This window comes from Mucilaginibacter sp. Mucisp86, assembly GCF_047324315.1.
In the GTDB taxonomy this organism is placed as follows: domain Bacteria; phylum Bacteroidota; class Bacteroidia; order Sphingobacteriales; family Sphingobacteriaceae; genus Mucilaginibacter.
This window is the reverse complement of sequence record NZ_CP168503.1, coordinates 3,080,793-3,094,619: the sequence shown is the minus strand read 5'-3', so window position 1 is coordinate 3,094,619 and position 13,827 is coordinate 3,080,793. Positions and strand designations below refer to the sequence as shown.

Here is a 13,827-nt window from a genome sequence, read left to right as displayed (position 1 = left end):
AAACAAAAAGGACACACTTCAAAAATGCGTCCTTTTCTTATTTTATCCCATCAATTATCAATACAATAAAGCATCATACGGATACCGTTCAGTATGTATAGCTTTCACTTCTTTATACAACAATGCCCTAAACTCTTCCACATTTTCTTTTTTAGTTGCCGAGATAAATATAGCAGGAGCATTATTTTTAGCCATCCAGCTTTGTTTAAAATCTTCCAGCGTTAATGGTTCTTCTTGCTGTGGTAGCAAGTGTTCTTCGGGTTTAAAGGCATCTATCTTGTTAAATACCGTAATAATGCGTTTATCAATAGCACCGATGTCTTTCAGGGTTTCGTTAACGGTACGGATCTGATCTTCAAAATTGGGATGTGAGATATCCACCACATGGATCAGGATATCAGCCTCACGGGTTTCATCCAATGTTGACTTAAAACACTCAACCAGATGGTGAGGCAGCTTACGGATAAACCCTACCGTGTCCGACATCAGGAAGGGCAGGTTTTCTATCACAACTTTCCTTACCGTGGTATCCAGTGTAGCAAACAGCTTATTCTCCGCAAACACCTCCGATTTGGCTATCATGTTCATGATAGTTGATTTACCCACGTTGGTATAACCCACCAGTGCCGTACGCACCAGTTGATGGCGGTTTTTACGCTGGGTTTCATTCTGTTTATCTATCTGCCTCAGCTTTTCCTTTAATAACGATATTTTATTCAGAATCAAACGGCGGTCTGTTTCAATTTGCGACTCACCCGGGCCACGCATCCCGATTCCACCTTTCTGACGTTCTAAGTGGGTCCAGAGGCGCGTAAGGCGGGGCAGCAGGTATTGCAATTGGGCCAATTCAACCTGGGTTTTGGCCTGGGCTGTTTGGGCACGACTCGCAAAAATATCCAGGATAAGGTTATTCCGATCAAGGATCTTTACCTGTAGTTCATTCTCAATATTACGCAGTTGCGAGGGCGACAGGCCATCGTCAAAAATAACTATATCAATTTCTTCTTCCTTAACGTATGCTTTAATGTCTTCCAGTTTACCGGAGCCAACAAAAGTTGCCCTGTCCGGGCGCTGTAGTTTTTGAGTGAAATGGGTAACTGTTAATGCACCAGCAGTGCTTGCCAGAAACTCCAGCTCTTCAAGGTGCTCCTTCTCTATTTCGTCGGTTTCATTTGGAGTTATTACACCAACAAGTACAGCTTTTTCCTGCTTCACAGCAGTATCATAAAATTTTTGCTTCATTAATTACAGTATATCAATCAAAGTGCCAATTAAATAAATGTACGTAAACAGCAGTATGAAATGAAATTTTAATGTCAAAATAACATGGTACCGGCTAATTAGTGACATAGATTACATTTTTAGTAAATAGATAAAATGGCTAAAAAATTTCGCTTTTAAATATCCCGGCAATTGTTATTTTTGGTTTGATTAAACCTCATCACGATGAACAGGCCCTTAATGCTGTTTAAATCAGCGCTATTCAGGTTACCGGCTAAAGCCTCAGAAGCCGAAACACAACTTCAATTTTTTTCATTTTACAACTTGAACTTATCGGCACCGGAACGATTACGTATAATTCTGCAACCCGAATGTCCTGAGTAAATAAAGATAATCTAACGGGCAAAACACCTCGAACATTCAACAAGCATTAAGGATTAATGCTCTATTGACCTACATTCAAACCATCATAGTATAGTTAAACCCTTACAATTAATTTAAATGAATAAGTTATTAACCCTTATCGCAATAGGAGCCTTTGCAACTGCTGCACAAGCACAAGCTCCTGCTATCCCAACCACCAAGGCCTTTGGCAAAGTTGACAAAGCCGACATGGAAATGACAAAATGTGACTTTGAACCAGATGCAAATGCCGAGATACTTTTTGATAAGGGCGATGTATACTTTGACACCCAATACCAGATCATATTTGAACGGCACAAACGAATTAAAGTATTTAATGACCGCGGAAAAGATGCGGCCAACGTACGTATCGAATATCTGAGCTATAATAGATCACAATTTGTTACCGGCGTTGAAGCACAAACTATTAATCTTGAAAACGGCACTATTGTACCGGTGAAAGTCGAAAAGAAACAAATTTTTTCAGAAGAGGTAGATAAATTTCGTTCGGCAATAGTATTCTCATTTCCAAACGTAAAGCCAGGAAGTATTATTGAATTCAAATATCGTTTAACATCCACTAACATTGGCAACTTTCCTGACTGGTACTTTCAAAGCACCATACCAACCCGATATAGTGAGCTAAGCACCAATATACCGGATATTTTAACCTATAAAAATCTGCAAAACCTGCATTATCCATTTGTTGTTGATAAAACTTCTGGTTCCAACACTCACATACAGGCATTAATGAATATACCATCGGTTAAAGAAGAACCATATATGGGGGCGCTTAACGATAACATGGAGCGTATTCTTTTTCAGTTATTAAGTGTACGCTTAACATTCACCCATAGCTATGAGGATACCTGGACCAAGGTTGGCGAAAAGGTGCTGGAATGGGACGATTTTGGCACCCAGCTAAACCGCAAACTTACCGGCGAAGAAACGATTGCGGCCAAAGCCAAAACTTTCAAAACCAACGACGAAAAAATAGCCTATATTTTTAACGAAGTTAAAAATACTATGAAATGGAACGAAAACTATGGTAATTACACAATAGATGGCACAGTTAAAGCATGGGAGAAAAAAGTAGGTAATGCTACCGAAATCAATCTTATACTTTACCATTTGTTGAAAAAAACGGGTATAAACGTTTATCCTATGATGGTAAGCACCCGCAAACACGGGCGTGTAAACCCAGCATATCCAAACTCATACCAGTTTAACAGCACCATAGCTTACATACCGGTAGACAGCGCTAAATACTACGCGCTCGATGCCTCAAACAAATACAACATGTACAACCAAACACCTTCTAACTTTTTAAACTCGTTTGGCTTACTGCTCAACAAGGACGATAAAGTTTACGACATGACCTTTTTACAGCATGTTGAACCCGTGAGGCAGGTAGTACTTATAAATGCCGAAATTAAACCCACCGGTAAAATGACAGGGGCCGCCGACATAAGCAGCTTTGCCTACAACAGGATCAACGCAATTAAAAACTACAAAACAGACGGTGAAAAAAAATATATTGATGAGTTGCGCGGCGGTAACAACAATTTAACTATATCCTCACTAAAAGTAGAGGATATAGATATAGACTCTGTGCCTTTAAGGCAAAACGTAAACTTCAACCTCGACCTCGCCGGTTCGGACGAAAATTATATTTATTTTAACGCTAACCTGTTTACCAACCTTGATAAAAACCCGTTCCTGAACATGAGTCGTACCACTGATATTGATTTCGGTTATCGCGACAATTTTAATATCACCGGCATTTTTAAACTACCGGCAGGCTACAAGGTTGATGCCCTGCCTAAAAGCGTAAGCATGGTAATGCCCGATAAATCGGTAAGCTTTAAACGTATGGTTATCGAGCAGGACGGGCAGGTTATGGTGCGCCTTAATGTTGACCACCAGAAATCAATTTTCTTTAAAGAAGACTACGCTGAGTTTTTTGAGTTTTACAAAAAAATGTACGAGATGCTCAACGAATCGATAGTACTTAAAAAGTCATGATCAATATAATAAATAACCGATATTTTAACAGGTTACCGCTTGTTACGATAGTCCTGTTCCTGTTTGTTTTACATAGCTACGGGCAGGACAAAAAAATCCCGAAAGACTTTTACATTGCCTCAACCATCCCCGATTCGCTAAAAGAAGATGCTAACTCGGTGGTTAGATATTCGAAAGATGAGGTTACCGTAAAAGGCCCCGGCAAAATGATAACTGTTCATCACAGTATAATCACCATTTTAAATGAAAAGGCCGATGATGAGGCAATTTTGCAAATGGGCTACAATAAAAAATATGATAACTACTCGGACATCGAGATGAACATATACAACGCCGCGGGCCAGCAAATAAAACGTTACCATAAAAGCGATATGTATGATGGTTCGGCAGCAAATGATGAAACCATGGTTACCAACGAACGTTTCCTGGCTGTAAGACATGCGATTGCTACCTACCCAACAACCGTAGAGATCAAATATGAAGAAACCGAGAACAGCTTCATAAGCCTTGGCAGCTGGTACCTGCAGGATGGGATGGAACAATCTGTACAAAATAAAATATACAAAGTTATGGTAAACCCATCAATGGGCTTTCGCTATAAAAACAGCAACACCAGTATCAAACCTTTAAAAACCGATACAAATAACTTGCAAACCTACACGTGGCAGGTGCAAAACCTTAAAGCCATAAAAAAAGAAGAGCGGGTATTGGCTTGGAACTTTATGCCCCGGGTAACCTTTGCCGCCAATAGCTTTGACTGCTACGGTTACTCCGGCGATTTTACCAGTTGGCAAGCTTTTGGTAAATGGATAAAATCATTAAATGACGACGTTTGCACCCTCAGCCCCGAACGTGTGGTGCAAATCAAAAAAATGACCGATACTATTAAAACCGATAAAGAAAAAGCCCGGTTCCTTTACAATTACATGCAAAAAAACACCCGCTATGTAAGTATCCAGCTTGGCATTGGCGGATATAAGCCGTTTGCCGCATCATTTGTGGACGAGAAAAAATATGGCGATTGTAAGGCTTTATCAAATTACATGCGCGCCTTGCTTAAAGCTGTAGATATTCCATCAAACTATGCCATCATAAGGGCAGGTTATAATGCAGAACCTGCCGACTATAATTTCCCGGCAAACTCATTTAATCATGCCATTTTGTGCGTTCCTTTTAAAAATGATACCACCTGGCTTGAGTGTACCAGTACAACCGCGCAATTTGGCAAACTTGGCCCCTTTACCGAAAACCGCAACGCCTTATTAATAACTGATGACGGGGGGAAGCTGGTAAATACCCCTCGCAGCACCAAGGAAGATAATGTACTCGATAGCCAGGTACACGTGGTGCTTGATGCCGAAGGCGGCGCCAAGGTGAATATTAAATTTGCAAGCACCGGCGAGTACCGCAGCATTTTTGTTGACAGGCTACCGTATTATAAAGAGGAAGATCAAAAGGAGTACCTTCTTAAGCAGTTTGATATAAAACAACCAGCCGCTTTTGATTACATACCGGCGGATGATAACAACGGAATTAAACATGTAAGTATTGCTATGGATTATGATAAGTTTTGCGATGTAAACACAGGTAACAAACTATTCTATCGTCCGCTTGGTTTTATGCTTTGGGACCTTACTTTACCTGCTGAGCAAAAACGTAAAAACACATATTATTTCAATTCGCCGGTTTCAAAAACATGCGTAACAACTATAGACCTGCCGGCGGGTTTTGAAGTTGAAACCTTGCCAACAAATCAAAGCTTAGAATTCAGTTATGGCACTTATGATGTTAAATATACTTACGATGCTGCCAAAAACCAGATCATCAGCACCGCCAAGTTTAACTTAACCAATCATGTAATCCCTGCTGCCAAATACACCGAGATGCAGGTTTATATGGATGCTATAGCCAAAGCCCAAAATAAAAAGCTGGTGATCCGCCGTAAAGCATAAATTTGCGCCTGATGATATTCAGGCTCGACGAACATTTAATATTTCCAAAGCCCGATCTGGCCGAACCAGACGGGCTTTTGGCTGTTGGCGGCGACCTGAGCACCGAGCGCTTGTTGCTGGCCTATCGAAACGGCATTTTCCCCTGGTATAGTGATGATACCCCGATCCTGTGGTATTCGCCCCATGAGCGTTTTGTATTATATCCCGACGAGTTAAAAGTATCCAAATCCATGCGGCAAGTGTTACGGTCGGACAAATTGAGGGTTACGGTTGATACCTGTTTTAATGAGGTTATAACAGCCTGTTCAACCGCTCCGCGTGAGGGACAGGACGGCACCTGGATAGTGCCTGATATGATAGCTGCCTATAACCGCCTGCACCAGGAAGGTTATGCACACTCTGTTGAGGTATGGCTGGATGATAAGCTGGTCGGCGGCCTTTACGGCGTACACGTTGGTGGCGTTTTTTGCGGCGAAAGTATGTTTAGCCGGGTTAGCAATGCCTCAAAAACCGCGCTCATTTATCTGTGCAATACCGGGCTTTATAAGCTTGTCGACTGTCAGGTACATACTGACCACCTCGAATCGATGGGAGCCAGGATGATATCCCGGGAAGAATACATGGATGTTTTGCTAAATAATTTAGTTTGATTAATTACCTTTGAGCCTATGCAGCAGGCGGTAAATTTAAAGGAGAGAATCATTTTAGGCATCGACCCGGGAACAGCGGTTATGGGTTACGGCCTGCTTAAGGAAACCGGTCCTAAAATTGAGCTGCTGGCTATGGGGGTAGTAAAAATGCCTACCACCGACGATCATATGCTTAAGCTGCAGCGCATCTTCGAAAAAACGGTTGCCCTCATCGATAACTACCACCCCGATTGCCTGGCTATCGAGGCTCCCTTTTATGGTAAAAATATACAGGTGATGCTTAAATTGGGTCGTGCACAGGGCATGGCGATAGCCGCAGCATTATCGCGTAATGTAGAGATCACCGAATATGCTCCCCGTAAAATCAAACAATCCATAACCGGTAACGGCAGCGCTACCAAAGAACAGGTTGCAGCCATGCTGCAAAGCCTGTTAAAATTCAAAGAAACTCCCGATTTTTTGGATGCTACCGATGGTTTAGCGGTTGCCGTTTGTCATTCATTTCAACGGATTCCAACTGGTTCGGGGTCAAGCAAGGCAGGTTCTAAAAAATCTTACTCCGGCTGGGATACTTTTGTAAAGGATAATGCCAAACGGGTTGTGAAATAAAATTGCCCGTCAACGTAGAGACGCATAATTGCGTCTCCCGCTTGCAAGCTACGATAGATCATCATACGGCATGTCCTACGGGAGACGCAATTATGCGCCTCTACATCAAAATACTGCATGTTAATCCTGCTGCTACCGCAAGCGTCCTCGCTTGTGGCCCGCGTTTAATGAGCAAACCGCTTGCATAACTCAACATGATGCCCACAAGCGAGGACGCTTGCGGTAGCGATGAAACGCAAATATGCGTCTCTACGTTAAAAATATTTTTTTAAACAACCTGCTTACGGCTTCACCACACTCTTCACATACTTATCCACGCGCCCGTCTTTAATTATACCCTTCCAGTTTAAGCCGAAACCAAAATCATATTTATTACCCTGTTCATCAACATAGCATTTCATATCATGCGGTACATCTTCAAATTGAGCTTCAACGGCTTTCATATCAACAGGCATCTGTAACGGCAATAATGCCGATGGTTCGGCTTTACCGGTCATGATATCAAGCGAGGCCTGGCCCTGTACGCCAAAATCAACAATGATGGCATTGGCATCCTTTTCAAATTCCGAAAATACCATCGGGTTGCTCATATTAACCGATACAATAACCGGCTTGCCTTTCATTTTTGCGTAAGTATCGGTAACCATAGCCAGATCGGTAACATTAATAGCAGTGCTCGACTTACCCTTGTATGTCCTGTTAGTAAATTTCTCCAGCGGATCGCCGCCTGCTATACTGGTAGCACGGGCGTCGGTAGCCGTGTACGCACCATATTGCAGGTTAACCGGCACATAACCTGTTCCGCCGTTTTTAGCGTCGGCGCTGTTGTAACCGCCGCCGCTGTTGGGGCTGGCAATAAATACTAATGCATAATCGGCCTCATCAGGATTGTCGGTCACTTTAAAATATTTTTTAACCGTTTCCATATTTACAGGATATTCCAGCTTTTCGGGTGTTTCCATCCCTAAAAAGTTTCTGCCTGCTGGTGTAAATTTCTTTGGCACATACACCGTTTTGCCGCTTTGCAAAGGCAAAATATTAGCCTTGTTTTTAAGCATCACTATCGATTTAAGCTGCGCCTGGTAACCGGCATCCATAAACTCAGGCTTACCCACAACTTGTTTGGAAACTTCAGGTTCCAGGTAAGGGTTTTCGAACAAGCCAGTCCTGAAAATATTGCGCAGCAACCTCACTGCCGACTGCTCAAATCTTGCCCGCATAAATGCTTCACCATGCTCTTTTACGCCAATCTGGTAGGCCTCAGTAACCGGTGCTACCTCGTTATTACCTCCAAACTGGTCAACACCGGCCATCAGCACTTTGTAATGACGCTGTGCAATAGAAAGCCCTTCAACACCCCATGATTTGCCCGAAAGGAACAAATCAACCGTGGTTTCATCGCCGGTAACCAGCCAATCGGTACATACCACGCCATCATATTTATATTTTTTGCGAAGCAGGTCGTTAATGATATAGGAGTTATAGTTATTGGCTACGTTTTCGTGGTTTTTGGTATCCTGGTTATAGGAAATGGTATAATAAGGCATCACCGCCGCGGCCATACCGGTTTTACCTTGCAGCTTAAATGCACCCTCGGTAAAAGGGATCAGGTGTTGTTTAAAATTATTACCCGGATAAACGGCGTATTTGCCATAAGCATAATGCGCATCACGCCCACCCTCTCCGGCACCACCGCCTGGCCAGTGCTTCACCATAGCATTTACACTGTTGTAACCCCAGCCATTCTTTATTTCCTTTTCAGCTTCTGAAGTCTGGAATCCATCAATATAGGCGCGGGCCATATCGGCAGCTAATTGCGGGTCCTCGCCAAAAGTACCGCTTACACGCGCCCAGCGCGGATCCGTAGCGATATCAACCTGCGGCGAAAGCGCCGTTGAAATACCCAAGGCCCTGTATTCCTGTGCAGCTATATGGCCGAAGTTTTTTACCACTTCAGGATCAAAAGTCGCGGCCAATCCGAGCGATCCCGGCCACATAGAAATAGCCCCTCCTGCACCGGCATTATATTCGGCGGTAGCCACGGTACCATGCCGCGGATCAGAACTGTTATTGTTGGGAATACCCAAACCCAGTCCTTCCACAAAAGCCTGGGCATTGTTATTCCATTGTGCGGCTATTTCCGGGCTTTGCACCGACGTTACCAGTACATGCCTTACATTATCCTTAGCTAAAAATTGTTTTTGCTGATCGGAAAGATCAGAAGCTTTAGCACCACTTTCGGCAAAAACCTTGTTATTATAAGTCCCCGCGAATGGACCACCCGCTGCCGCCGGGATAGGCTGGTGACGGCTGTAAAGCATCAACCCTGCTATTTGCTCAACGCTCATTTTTGAGGCGAGGTCTTTAGCGCGTTCATCAACCGGCAGGCGCCAATCTTCATATTTATCAAGCTTGCCGTTCCTGTTCAGGTCTTTAAAAGCAAGTCCATCAACAGTTAATATTTTTACGCCGGATGTGGTGGAGTAACCTAAGTTTTGTCCGCCGGTATTGTTAACAAAAGCAATATCGCCCGCTTTTCTTTCTGTCCACTTGTTTTGCGCTATTGCAGCAGTTGCAGGCAGCAGGGCCAGCAGGGTTATCAGTTTAATTGGTTTGGCCATGATCATTCATGATTCTGGTTAAAGAAAAAAGCCCCTGCAAAAAATATTGCAGAGGCCGGGGTTGGTTTTACTTTAGTTTTAGTTCGTTTATAGTTTGCTCGGGCACCAATGCCTTGTTTACTTTTTCAACAGTGATATCCTTTGCAAGGCTGAAAGATGCGGTTTCTTCAATTTTGCGTGATGATGAACCTATTTTCACTTTATAGCTTCCCTCATCAGCTATCCAGGCCTGCCTGTCGGTATAAAACGAAGCCAGATCTGCCGCTTTAATGGTAAATGTTAACGTTTGTGATTGGCCCGGAGCCAACAGTTTGGTTTTGCCGAAAGCTTTCAGCTCATCCTCCGGTTTGTCCAGATCCTTTTTAGGAGCGGCTAAGTATAACTGCACCACTTCTTTACCCGCTATATCGCCGGTATTTTTAACTGTTACGGTAGCCGTAATCATGTTTTTGAAAACCTTTGAGCTCAGTTTCAGATCACTGAATTTAAAACTGGTGTATGACAGGCCATAACCAAACTCATAAGCCGGGGTAACTTTAGCGGCATCATAATAACGATAGCCCACATAAATACCTTCCTCATAAATAACCTGGGTAGGTTTTCCTTCAGGTGTGCCCGGGAAATTATTAGCTGACGGCACATCTTTATAATCGGCTGGGAAAGTGGTTGCCAGCTTACCTGATGGGTTTACTTTTCCGCTCAGCACATCGGCAATGGCATTACCGGCTTCCAGTCCAGGCTGCCAGGCTAATAAGATCCCGTCAACCTTATCGCGCCAGGCGGTAACATCAACGACACCACCTACGTTAAGTACAACAATTACCTTTTTGCCTTTTGCATGAAAAGCGTTGGCAACACCGCTGATCAATCCTTTTTCAGCATCGTTCAAATAATAATCGCTTTCCAGTTTGCGGTCGGCGCCTTCACCTGCGTTACGGCCTATCGTGATCAGCGCTTCATCAGCACCATTTGCTTCCTCTGCTACGATGGCGTTTACGTCCATTTCGGGGATAGGTGCCGGATGATCGAAGAAGTTTTTAGGTTTTGGCTGTTTGGCCTTCATATCTGTAAGATATGCTTTGTAATTATTTGAAAGCGTTTCCTGCAGCTTAAAGTTGGCATTAGCAAGGCCCTGCATTAATGAAATAGTGTATGCCTTATTCACGTCACCACTTCCGGTACCTCCTGCAATAATATCATATGAAGTATTACCGAAAACAGCTATCCTTTTACCCGCGCCAAACGGCAGTGCATGATCGTCATTTTTTAGAAGTACCATACCCTGGGCCGCAGCTTCACGGGCCACAGCGGCATGAGCCACCAGGTCCGGTGCATCCGAGTATTTATATTTTTTAAAGGTAGGCGATTGAACTATCACATTCAGAATGCGCTCCACATTGGCATCAAGCTGTTGTGCGCTAAGCTTACCGCTTTTTACCGCAGCCACTATATCATCGGATTGTGTTGGGTTACCCGGCATCAGCAGGTCGTTGCCGGCTTTCATTTGGGCTACGGCATCTTTGCCGCCAAACCAATCGGTCATGACAAAACCCTTAAAGCCCCATTCTTTTTTAAGAATGGTAGTAAGCAGGTCTCTCCTTTCGGATGTAAAAGTGCCGTTCAGTTTATTATATGACGACATCACCGTCCATGGCTGCGCTTTTTTTACCGCTAATTCAAAACCACGCAGGTATATTTCCCGCATAGCACGCTCGCTTACAATGGTATTGATGGAGTTACGATTAGTTTCCTGGTTATTGGCCGCATAGTGTTTAATGGAAGTGCCTACTCCATTCGATTCTATACCGTTAACAATGGCAGCGGTCATGCTGCCGGCAACCAACGGATCTTCAGAATAATATTCAAAATTACGTCCGCCAAGCGGGTTACGGTGAATGTTCAGGCCCGGTGCAAGCAAAATATCCACGCCGTATTCGCGCACCTCGTTACCAAAGGCAACACCTACCTTGTTTACAAGTTGTGTATCCCAGGTTGAGGCCAATAAAGTAGCCACCGGGAAAGCCGTAGCGTAATATGTTTTTGATTTATCACCATTGCGGATAGGTTCTATCCTCAACCCAGCCGGACCATCAGACACCGTAATTGACGGAATGCCTAAACGGGCAATAGCATGGGTGCGACCGGCAGCTCCGGGCACTTTTTCGGGAATATTATAAGCATCCGGATCAGAAGGCGGCAATTTAAAACCGCCGATATCAATTGGCTCGTTCTTTTTGTCCTTTGAAGGAGGGGGCACTCCCGGCATCTTAAAACCCATTCCCACAACAAGCTTCGATTTTTCTTCGAGTGTCATGGCAGCAACAATCTGCTTTACGTTTGTTGCGCTTAATTGTGGTGCGGGGCTTTTGCTTTGGGCCTGTACTGCCTGGTGGATGCCACCAGCAAATAAAACACCCGCTAAAGCAACGTGTAATTTGTAGCTCATTCTCATGTTTAAAAAATAAATAGGTTAAAGGGGCTGATTGGCTATAATGACCGTTGTGAAATCACACTCTTTGTGTCATTATTACACAATAGTAAAAATTAAGTTTTACAATAGCAAGTTTTATCTATGAAAGGATAAAGAATATGGATGGAGGGGGGCAATAAAGCTATGGGTTAGAAAACTATATTCTGGCTCGGGTATGCAGGGAGAGGCTGAGTGCTTTGGGGTACTCGTGACTTTTCTGCAAATTCCAAATTGGCTAAAAAGTTACGAGTACGCCACGCTTTGCCCGGCGCTGCATACTCGCGACGGTTGTGTGAGCCACGAAGTAATGACATCTTTTAATCTTGTTCAGGGCGTTACCTCCGGCCCGCGCTATCCGCTCATACGCCTGCAGGCATTGCGCTCACGGCCGGTATCCGCTACTATCGCTAACGCAAAAGCATTACAATAAAATTACGCTACGCCAACACCTCTTCCAGCACATCGGCCGATTTGATGTTGCCGAAACCTTCTATATGCATGGCATAATATTCCAAAAGCTTTTGTACCAGGTATCGGCGTTCATCATTGCTCAGCTTAAGCAACTGCATATCTTCAAAGCCGGTTTGCAACACTAATCCGAAGTTTTGGGTGTGCGGGGGCGACAGGTATGAAACACTTTCGGGTTTGTATCGAGTAAAGTGCCCGTTTTTTATGTCGAAATAATCGGCTTCACCGGCCATGTAGCGATCGGGGTAAAAACCGAGATAGCGGGTTAGGCGGGTTAAAAATACCAGGTGAAAGTTAGCCACGCTTTCGGTTTGATGATCGAGCCACTCAATAGCGCTGAAAATAAAATCGAACAGGTTTTCATCAGGCGATTGCTGCTTTATCGCTTTATACAACACCTCGTTTAAAAATATAGCTATGCAACTTTTTATAACATCATAAGGAATATCAAGCAATACCGGTGCATTTTTTAGTTCGGAGATGCGCTGTACACTACCGGTATTTTTATGATAAACCACCAGATCAAGCAGGTGCAGGGGCTGCAGCATGTTCCTGCTAATCTTAGCTTTTGGCTTTTTAGCACCATTGATAATGTATGATTGTAGTCCAAACTTTTCGGTAAAGATCTGGACGATCACGCTGCTTTCGCCATAATCGGTAGCGCGGAATATGATGCCACGGGTTTTATGCAGCATATCTTTCTAACGCTAAAATGATCTTCGGTAAAAAGATAATGATCCCTGTTATCAGCGCAAATAGCGCAGCCACAACAACGGCACCGGCAGCCACATCTTTTACATGACCCGCTTTTTCATTATATGTAGGCGAAACGAGGTCGGTTAATGTTTCAATTGAAGTATTGAGCAGTTCGGCGATGAGCACAATAGCGATGCTGGCCATAAGCCAAAGCCATTCGGCGGTTGAGAGCTGAAAAAGGAAGCCAAGGATCAGGGCAATTGAACCCGCCACCAAATGGAACCTGAAATTGGGCTGAGTTTGAGCCGCATATCCTAAACCCTTAAACGCAAAACCAAAACTGCGCATCAACCTTTTCATGTTCAAAAATACAAAGTTTACGCACAAGTATGGATAGGTGTTATATTCGGGCTTACCTCGTTGTTGGTGTTGTCAACATAAGTGTTCAACTTTTAAAAAAATGGGTGTTCAACTTTTTTGTTCCAAAAAACATAAATAACTGACTATCAACAACAATCTGTTCAAATCATCAAAAACACCCAATTCAACAAAACACAACTTGCTGATTATCAGTAATGTTCATTTCAAAAACAAGCGCAAGTGTTCACACCTAAAAAAATTGAACACTAATACGGTATACAAATCTGTTAACCAAAATGTAACGCATTACCCGTTAATTCTTTGTCACATTATCACTATCATTAATAGGCAGA

At 43.5% G+C, this 13,827-nt stretch carries 9 protein-coding genes; 4 read left to right on the top strand and 5 right to left on the bottom strand.

Annotation, left to right across the window (positions count from 1 at the left end):
- Nucleotides 1-57: 57 nt before the first annotated feature.
- Nucleotides 58-1,242, bottom strand: coding sequence for a GTPase HflX (hflX, locus tag ACEN9X_RS13205; RefSeq protein ID WP_413670807.1), 1,185 nt, complete (start codon nt 1,240-1,242; stop codon nt 58-60).
- Between the two features lie 480 nt (nt 1,243-1,722).
- Here hflX and ACEN9X_RS13200 point away from each other — a divergent pair, with 480 nt between their 5' ends.
- The 4 genes from ACEN9X_RS13200 to ruvC are packed head-to-tail and all read left to right on the top strand — an operon-like array spanning nt 1,723 to nt 6,859.
- Entirely contained in the window at nt 1,723-3,648 is a 1,926-nt protein-coding gene (locus ACEN9X_RS13200; protein WP_413670806.1) for a DUF3857 domain-containing protein, read from the top strand.
- Nucleotides 3,645-5,600 carry a DUF3857 domain-containing protein gene (locus ACEN9X_RS13195; protein WP_413670805.1) on the top strand — a complete coding sequence of 652 codons (1,956 nt, stop codon included), beginning with the start codon at nt 3,645-3,647 and terminating at the stop codon, nt 5,598-5,600. The genes ACEN9X_RS13200 and ACEN9X_RS13195 overlap by 4 nt, the downstream gene beginning before the upstream one ends.
- Nucleotides 5,601-5,611: 11 nt before the next feature.
- The gene (aat, locus tag ACEN9X_RS13190; RefSeq protein ID WP_413670804.1) at nt 5,612-6,250 is read left to right on the top strand and encodes a leucyl/phenylalanyl-tRNA--protein transferase; all 639 of its coding nucleotides are present in this window, start codon (nt 5,612-5,614) and stop codon (nt 6,248-6,250) included.
- An 18-nt stretch (nt 6,251-6,268) separates the two neighbouring features.
- The gene (gene ruvC / locus ACEN9X_RS13185; protein ID WP_413670803.1) at nt 6,269-6,859 is read left to right on the top strand and encodes a crossover junction endodeoxyribonuclease RuvC; all 591 of its coding nucleotides are present in this window, start codon (nt 6,269-6,271) and stop codon (nt 6,857-6,859) included.
- A 281-nt stretch (nt 6,860-7,140) separates the two neighbouring features.
- Here ruvC and ACEN9X_RS13180 read toward each other — a convergent pair whose 3' ends face one another.
- The 4 genes from ACEN9X_RS13180 to ACEN9X_RS13165 all read right to left on the bottom strand — a co-directional run bounded on the left by ACEN9X_RS13180 (nt 7,141) and on the right by ACEN9X_RS13165 (nt 13,474).
- On the bottom strand, nt 7,141-9,480 hold the full coding sequence (locus ACEN9X_RS13180) for a glycoside hydrolase family 3 N-terminal domain-containing protein (RefSeq protein ID WP_413670802.1): 2,340 nt from the start codon (nt 9,478-9,480) through the stop codon (nt 7,141-7,143).
- A 67-nt stretch (nt 9,481-9,547) separates the two neighbouring features.
- Nucleotides 9,548-11,926 carry a glycoside hydrolase family 3 C-terminal domain-containing protein gene (locus ACEN9X_RS13175; protein WP_413670801.1) on the bottom strand — a complete coding sequence of 793 codons (2,379 nt, stop codon included), beginning with the start codon at nt 11,924-11,926 and terminating at the stop codon, nt 9,548-9,550.
- Between the two features lie 461 nt (nt 11,927-12,387).
- Nucleotides 12,388-13,113 (bottom strand): DNA repair protein RecO, encoded by a 726-nt coding sequence (gene recO, locus ACEN9X_RS13170; RefSeq protein WP_413670800.1) that lies wholly within the window; start codon nt 13,111-13,113, stop codon nt 12,388-12,390.
- Nucleotides 13,103-13,474 carry a diacylglycerol kinase family protein gene (locus ACEN9X_RS13165; protein ID WP_413670799.1) on the bottom strand — a complete coding sequence of 124 codons (372 nt, stop codon included), beginning with the start codon at nt 13,472-13,474 and terminating at the stop codon, nt 13,103-13,105. Before ACEN9X_RS13165 ends, recO begins: the two co-directional genes overlap by 11 nt.
- Nucleotides 13,475-13,827: the final 353 nt, after the last annotated feature.